The following is a 4,313-nucleotide window of genomic DNA, read 5'->3' as shown; positions in this document are numbered from 1 at the left end:
CCGGCGAAGCAGCCGCGCGCGCTGACCGAGCTGGAGTGCGCCGCTGTTCTGGAGGTGCTGCGGTCCAAGCGGTTCGTGGATAAGGCGCCGGCGGAGATCCAGGCGATCCTCCTCGACGAGGGCACTTACCTGTGCTCAGTGGCGACGATGTATCGTCTGCTCCGCGCCCATGGCGAGACCGGGGAGCGTCGTGCTCAGGCCGAGCACCCGGCACGGGTCAAGCCCGAACTCATCGCGACGGGACCCAACATGACCTGGTCGTGGGACATCTCGAAGCTCAAGGGTCCGGCCAAGTGGTCGTACTTCCACTTGTATACGATTATCGACATTTACTCGCGGTACGTCGTCGGGTGGATGGTCGCGACCCGGGAGTCCGCCGAGCTGGCTGAGCGGCTCCTACTCGACACGATCGAGAAGCAGAACATTCGCCGTGATCAGCTGACGATCCACTCCGATAACGGGTCCTCGATGGCGTCGAAACCCGTCGCGTTTCTGCTTGCCGACCTGGGCGTGACCAAGTCGCACTCCCGCCCGCATACGAGTAATGACAATCCATTTTCGGAGTCGCACTTCAAAACTTTGAAGTACCGGCCCGAGTTCCCCGATCGGTTCCACAGCCTCGCCGAGGCACGCTCATTCTGCACCGAATTCTACGACTGGTACAACGGTGAACATCGCCACTCCGGCATCGGAATGCACACCCCCTTCAACGTCCACCACGGCCGCGCACGCGCCATCCAGCACGCTCGCGCCCGCGTTCTTAGGACCGCCTATGCCAAGCACCCTGAACGCTTCGTTCAGAAGCTTCCGCAGCCGCCAACATTCCCGACGACGACGTGGATCAACGAACCCGAAAAAGAAGGAACGAACTCAATGACCACCTACAGGAAACTGACTCACTTAGGTTGACATCTTCCGGTACCGTCAATCGACGAGGCTTCGTAGAGCTCCTGGGGAAGGGTCATCCCTGGGAACCTCGACCTCGACATGCCCCGTTGCCTTGGTCAGGAACGTCTTCGACCGAGACCCGTTGCGCACATTCGAGGAACCCCGGTCAGGGTCGGCCTGGTTCTTCTCATGGCCGAGGTGCCCGGTCATTTCCTCGTTGAGGGCGGTCTCGAGGACCGTTTTGGTGAACTGCTTCAGCAGCCCATCCGGGCCAGTCAGGGACAAGCCCTGCTCGGCCGCTATCCGGACCAGTTCCTTGGCCGCCGTCTCCTCCGCAGAGGGCTCCGGCTTGTTTCTCTTCACAGCATCCAGTGTCGTCATCACGGCACCTTTCCCGCCACACTCATGCGCGGCGCGTCAGGCCAAAAACACCGAATTCGGAACAGTCCCTACCGGTGACCGGTGGTGGTTGGGGCTTCAGATGGGTGTGGCACCCTCCCCGGGTGGGGGTGGGTGCCACATCGTGATGCAGGGGTTTGGCTAGAGCAGTCCGCCTAGCAGGCCCTGATTGTCCTCACCGCTGTCGGTGGAGTCCTCGACCGAGTTATCGGCATCGACGTCAGCGTCATTACCGCTGAGATTGCCGTTCGCGTTATCCGACACATCGGTGTTGATCCCGTTGAGCACATTGTTGTTACTTGCGACATCACCAACATCCAGTGCATCGCCCAGGATGTTGTCCAGCGACACGTTGCCGCTGTCGGAGATCTGGTTGTCGGTCACCTGGGTGGTGACCCCGTCCACACTGGTTCCGGTGCTATCGGCGCTGGCCATGCCGGCGGCTCCGAGGATCATCACACCGCTGATGGCGGTTGCGGCCAGGGACTTCGTCAAGAAATTCTGCATATCGTGCCTCCGTATATCTGTTGGGGTTGAAGGACAGTACCCATTCGAGACCCATACCGTGACCGGATTGGTATGCATCCGAAATACTGTCGTGACCACCCAAACCGCCCCGCAACCGCTCCAACACCCACACGCGCCATTCCGCCCAGCACAGGAACTGCAGGTCACCCACACGAGGAAAGCTCTGAACTCACCCCTTGCGGACTCCACCCGCCCGCGGGTGGATGACCCACAAAACCTACGACAGCCAGTCACCGGCGGTTGAGTTGTCCGCCAGCCTGTACAGTCCCTTCGGACGAGCCAGAACCAGAAAACCGCTGATGTGCGAGGGGTTGAGGAAGTCATCGGCGTGGATGACGATCACGGGCCGATCCTGAATTTCGACTACCAGGTCGGCGGTGAAGAAAGTCTTGCCTGGTCGTTCAACGTGGATCGGCCGCTTCCGGCCGGCACCGCCTGATTTCGCCGGTGATGAAGAAGCAACCACTGCTCTGCAGCGCGGTCTTCACCCAACAAGTCTCTCTCTAACCCGTGTCCGTCCTGGGCGCTGACCCTTGAAGCGGCAGACCGGTTTATCGTTTCTGGTGGCGGGGGCTGTTGGGGTTCATGAGGGAATGTTTGCGCCCGTAGAAGAAGTAGATGGCCAGGCCAATGAGGAGCCAGATTCCGAACCGGACCCAGGTCTCCCAGTGCAATTGCAGCATGAGGAAGGCTGATGCGAATACCCCGAAGGCGGGCACGAACGGCATCAGGGGAAGCCTGAACGATCGGGGAACCTCAGGGCGGGTGCGGCGGAGCACAATCACCGCAATGCAGACAACGACGAAAGCAGCAAGGATGCCGATATTCGTCAGATCAGCCACTGCCCTGATGGGGAACACTCCTGCCAGCAGGGCTGATGTGATGCCGGCAATCCAGGTCACCCGTTGAGGTGTGCCATTGCTGTCCGTTGTGGAAAACCATGCGGGAAGGAGCCCGTCACGGCTCATGGAGAACCAGACCCGGCTGACACCGAGAAGAAAGGTCAGCATGACCGTCAGAATCGAAAGAACGGCGAACCCCGAGATGATCGTGGCGATCACGGGTAGCCCGACTGATTGGAACGCCGAAGCGAAGCCCGCGGTAGGGCTGATCTCGGTGTAGTTCTGCATGCCGGTCAGGACCAGTGTTGCCAGCACGTACAGCACCATGGCGATCAGCAGCGACATCAGGATTGCCTTGGGCATGTGTTTTTTCCCGTCGGTTGCTTCCTCGGCTGCGGTGCTCATCGCGTCGTAGCCGAATACAGCGAAGAAGACGGTTGCTGCGCCGGTGAAGACCGCCCCGAAACCGGAGGGCAGGAACGGTGAGTAGTTTTCGGCGTCGACATAGAAGAAACCAAGGCCCACGATGGCCAGGATGAGGATGATCTTCAGCCCCACCGCGATGAGTTCAAACTGCCCGAAAGTCTTGGTGCCGCGGCTCAGGATGAAGGTGATGAGCAGGCAGACAACGATAGCGGGTACATTAGCCACGCCGCCCTCGATCGTGTCAGGGGTGCCCTGCATCCAGGTAGGAACGATGACCCCGATGCCGGACATGAATTCTGTGAAGTAACCGGAAATCCCTATGGCGACGACGGCGACAATCGCCGTGTATTCAAGGAGAAGGTCCCAACCGATGAACCAGCCGATGATCTCCCCGAGCGCTACATACCCATAGGTGTAGGCGGACCCTGCCCGCGGGATCATCCCGGCGAATTCGGCGTAGGAGAGAGCGGCCGCAGCGCTGGCGAGACCCGCGACAAGGAAGGAGATCAGCACAGCAGGTCCTACTGGAGTTCCGTCCTCTCCCCCGTTGGCGACCAGCCCCGCCAGGGTAAAGATCCCGACACCGATGATCCCACCGACGCCGATGGCAGTGAGCTGCCACAACCCCAGACTCTTGAACAGGCCGGTGCGCCCTGTCTCATCCTCGACATTGTCAATCGGCTTACGACGGAGGACCGACTGGGTCGAGCCTCCGCCCGAGGATCCTTGGGAACTAGCCTCGGGCTTTCATGAGGGTGGTTCGGTGGGTGTGTGTTTAAAAGCTGAAAGGTGCTCCTGACGTGGGAAAGTGTTGTTACCACACAGCAATTTCCAGTACGTCGAGGGAGCACCTTCCAGGTGAGTAATGTTACCGGTCTCTACCCGTCCGTCCGCGTTGATGCGGCAGGCTCTGGGGTGGTGTCTCAGGCCGGTGGGCTGATCCTGACGGACACGGTCCGCGTCTCGGGGCTTGGTGCCGGGCTCTCGGACGCGTTATCGCCGTGGCGCAAACCGTTCGCAATGCACGACCCGGGCAAGATCCTCACCGATCTGGGCTTGTCGCTGGCCACCGGCGGCGACTGCCTCGCCGACGTGGACCGGCTCCGTGCCCAACCGCAGGTCTACGGCCGGGTCCCCTCGGACCCGACCGTCAGCCGGCTGATCACGACCCTGTCCACGATAAAACCAGCCAAGGCATTGGCGGCGATCAACACGGCCCGGGCCGCAGCG

5 protein-coding genes and 1 pseudogene are annotated in these 4,313 nt (G+C 60.9%); 2 read left to right on the top strand and 4 right to left on the bottom strand.

Annotated features, from left to right (window positions below; translation table 11 throughout):
• Positions 1–909, top strand: a 909-nt coding sequence (locus tag Y704_RS18345; RefSeq protein ID WP_035771281.1) for an IS3 family transposase, incomplete at its 5' end; no start/stop codon positions are given.
• A gap of 54 nt (positions 910–963) precedes the next feature.
• On the opposite strand, the pseudogene Y704_RS18340 reads toward Y704_RS18345, so the two are convergent.
• The 4 genes and pseudogenes from Y704_RS18340 to Y704_RS0102195 form a co-directional block, all read right to left on the bottom strand.
• Positions 964–1,269: pseudogene (locus Y704_RS18340) on the bottom strand (transposase); the annotation flags it as partial.
• A 159-nt stretch (positions 1,270–1,428) separates the two neighbouring features.
• Positions 1,429–1,794, bottom strand: a complete 366-nt coding sequence (locus Y704_RS0102210; RefSeq protein ID WP_026548909.1) for a hypothetical protein — start codon at positions 1,792–1,794, stop codon at positions 1,429–1,431.
• A 238-nt stretch (positions 1,795–2,032) separates the two neighbouring features.
• Positions 2,033–2,158, bottom strand: coding sequence for a hypothetical protein (locus Y704_RS25525; RefSeq protein ID WP_275451046.1), 126 nt, complete (start codon positions 2,156–2,158; stop codon positions 2,033–2,035).
• A 208-nt stretch (positions 2,159–2,366) separates the two neighbouring features.
• Positions 2,367–3,761: an amino acid permease gene (locus tag Y704_RS0102195; protein ID WP_026548908.1), complete on the bottom strand. Its 1,395-nt coding sequence runs from the start codon at positions 3,759–3,761 to the stop codon at positions 2,367–2,369.
• A gap of 180 nt (positions 3,762–3,941) precedes the next feature.
• Here Y704_RS0102195 and Y704_RS0102190 point away from each other — a divergent pair.
• Positions 3,942–4,313 (top strand): transposase (locus Y704_RS0102190; protein WP_026548910.1); only part of this gene is annotated, 372 nt, incomplete at its 3' end.

Source organism: Arthrobacter sp. Br18 (genome assembly GCF_000520555.1).
Lineage (GTDB): Bacteria > Actinomycetota > Actinomycetes > Actinomycetales > Micrococcaceae > Arthrobacter_D.
Note: the sequence above shows the minus strand (reverse complement) of the source record. Positions and strands in the feature narration are given on the sequence as shown.

Bases quoted from the DNA above. Each gene is read 5' to 3' on its own strand.
- Y704_RS0102210 (WP_026548909.1), bottom strand. From the start codon at position 1,794: ATGCAGAATTTCTTGACGAAGTCCCTGGCCGCAACCGCCATCAGCGGT.